Source organism: Cellvibrio sp., from assembly GCF_053579595.1.
Genome location: NZ_JBRFPI010000470.1, coordinates 1 through 3,103 on the forward strand (window position 1 = coordinate 1; position 3,103 = coordinate 3,103).

2 protein-coding genes are annotated in these 3,103 nt (G+C 49.5%); one reads left to right on the plus strand and one right to left on the minus strand.

Features of this window, described 5'->3' with window-relative positions; all coding sequences use genetic code 11:
• Positions 1–812 (minus strand): pseudouridine synthase (locus ACWA6V_RS19850; RefSeq protein WP_449524114.1); only part of this gene is annotated, 812 nt, incomplete at its 3' end.
• Positions 813–1,038: 226 nt separating this feature from the next.
• On the opposite strand from ACWA6V_RS19850, the gene ACWA6V_RS19855 reads away from it, so the two are divergent.
• A partial coding sequence (locus ACWA6V_RS19855; protein WP_449524115.1) for an NADP-dependent isocitrate dehydrogenase occupies positions 1,039–3,103 on the plus strand: 2,065 nt, incomplete at its 3' end.

The window sequence follows — 3,103 nt, forward strand, 5'->3', positions numbered from 1 at the left end:
TAACTCTGGTCAATAATACGCTTGGGTTTTGGTTTTTGAATCACCAGGGTTTTGGTTGCAGGTTTTGTTGGTTGGGTTGGCGTGTTTGTTCCTTGCGCGGTGCGTTTATGTTGCGATGCGACTTTTGTTTTATTGGCAGATGTTTTACCTGAGCCGGATTTGATTGGTGTTGACGGATTTGTTCCCGGTGTTTTTGCTGCAGGGTTGTGCCTTGGATTATGGTTTCTGGCACGCGCGTTATTTGTTCCTGTTTTAGTTGCCGATTTAATTGGTTGCACAGTTTCTATTTTGTATTTTCCTTGTTCTATTCCCTCTAATGTCCAGTTGCCAATTTTTACCCTCACTAATCGCAGGGTGGGGTGGCCAACGGCTGCTGTCATGCGGCGCACCTGGCGATTGCGTCCTTCGGTAATCACCAACTCCAACCACTGGGTGGGAATATTGGCGCGTTCGCGAATGGGCGGCACTCGCTCCCAGAGTTTGGGGGTGGGGATTAGGCGCACTTCGGCGGGTTGCGTCATGCCATCATTGAGCTCTACGCCTTGACGCAACTTGGTCAAAGCATAGCTATTGGGAGCGCCTTCTACTTGCACCCAATAGGTTTTGGGTTGTTTGTGTGCAGGATGGCTGATGTGGTGCTGCAAATCGCCATCATCGGTTAACAGTAACAAACCTTCGGAGTCGTGATCCAATCGACCGGCGGGGTAGACGTGGGGGATCTTGATGTAATCCTTGAGTGTTGGGCGACCTTCACCATCGGTAAATTGTGAGAGTACGCCAAAGGGTTTATTGAACAGAATCAGGGAAGCCATAATACTCACACAACCAAAAGATAAATCCGCAAAAGTGGATTTTAACTGAGATTTGCCCTGTCGCCATAGCAACATAATCCATGCATAAAGGACTGTAGAGGTGTAGAATCGCCCGCGCTCTGGCAAGGGGCAGTTCCCTGTGGCGGGGCTCTTTTTCTAAATTTTCATATCGTTAATGGTAGAGCTCACAAGGCCGAGCCGCATGAATTGATGGAGCCATCTTTAAATGACAGATTCAAAAATTATCTATACCCAAACCGACGAAGCGCCAGCCCTGGCAACTTACTCCTTACTCCCGATTGTTCAATCCTTTACCAAATCTTCCGGCATCGCTATCGAAACCCGCGATATTTCGCTCTCCGGCCGTATTATCGCCGCTTTCCCCGATGTCCTGACCAAAGAACAATTTATCGGTGATCACCTTGCCGAACTGGGCAAACTGGCAACAACGCCAGAAGCCAATATCATCAAGCTGCCTAACATCAGCGCCTCTGTTCCCCAATTGAAAGCAGCAATTAAAGAGTTACAGTCGCAAGGTTTCAAACTTCCTGACTACCCGGAAAACCCGGCTAACGATGCCGAAAAAGACGCAAAGGCGCGCTACGACAAAATCAAAGGTTCTGCTGTAAACCCGGTCTTGCGTGAAGGTAACTCGGATCGTCGTGCACCTCTGTCAGTCAAAAATTACGCGCGTAAGAATCCACACAAAATGGGTGCTTGGGCGGCGGATTCCAAATCGCATGTTGCGCACATGTCCGCTGGCGATTTTTACGGCAGCGAAAAATCAGCGTTGATCGCCGATGCGGGCAATTTGAAAATCGAATTTGTTGGTAAAGACGGCACCACCAAAGTATTGAAAGAATCGGTAAAAGTTCTGGCTGGCGAAATTATCGATGCCTCAGTGCTGAACAAAAAAGCGCTGCGTGCGTTTATCGCCGAGCAAATTGAAGATGCGAAAAACAAAGGCGTGTTGCTGTCTGTGCACCTTAAAGCGACCATGATGAAAGTGTCTGACCCGATTATTTTCGGTCACTTTGTTTCTGTGTTTTATGCACCTGTATTGGAAAAACACGCCGCTGTATTGAGTGAGCTGGCGGTTGATCTGAACAACGGCCTTGGCGACCTTTACGCCAAAATCAAATCCTTGCCTGCTGAAAAACAAGCGGAAATCGAAGGTGATATCACCGCGCTTTACGCTACCCGTCCTGAATTAGCGATGGTGAATTCCGACAAAGGCATCACCAACTTGCATGTGCCAAGCGATGTGATTGTTGATGCATCCATGCCGGCGATGATTCGTGACTCAGGTAAAATGTGGAATACCGCAGGCAAGTTGCAAGATACCAAAGCTTGCATCCCTGATCGTTGTTACGCCGGTATTTACCAAGTCGTTATCGACGATTGCAAAAAACACGGCGCATTCAACCCGACTACCATGGGCAGCGTGCCTAACGTGGGCTTGATGGCGCAAGCGGCAGAAGAATACGGTTCACACGACAAGACTTTCCAAATCGCAGCTGATGGTGTTGTACGTGTAGTGGACGCAGCTGGCAAAGTGTTGATTGAACAAGCTGTCGAGCAAGGCGATATTTTCCGTGCCTGCCAGGTAAAAGATGCACCAATTCAGGATTGGGTAAAGCTGGCGGTTAATCGCGCCCGCGCATCAGCGACTCCAGCAGTGTTCTGGTTGGATCCAAAACGCGCTCACGATGCCCAGTTGATCACCAAGGTAAATACCTACCTGAAAGATCACGATACATCAGGCCTTGAGATTTACATCAAAACTCCGGAAGAGGCGATTCAATACTCGCTCGACCGCATCCGCGCCGGTAAAGACACTATTTCGGTGACCGGTAACGTATTGCGGGATTATCTCACCGACTTGTTCCCGATTATGGAGTTGGGTACTTCAGCCAAAATGCTGTCGATTGTTCCGCTGATGAACGGTGGCGGTTTGTTTGAAACCGGTGCGGGCGGCTCTGCTCCCAAGCACGTCCAACAATTTGTTGAAGAGGGGCATCTGCGTTGGGATTCACTGGGTGAATTCCTGGCGTTGGCTGAATCTCTGGATCACTTTGGCAATGTTACCCACAACGCCAAAGCCAAAGTATTCGCCAAAACCTTGGACCAAGCCAACGGCAAGTTCCTTGACGAAAACAAGTCACCAGGCCGTGCAGCGGGTGAATTGGACAACCGTGGCAGCCATTTCTATTTGGTGCTCTACTGGGCTCAAGCGCTGGCGGCTCAAACGGAAGATGCTGCTTTGCAGGCTCAGTTCGCTCCAGTTGCCA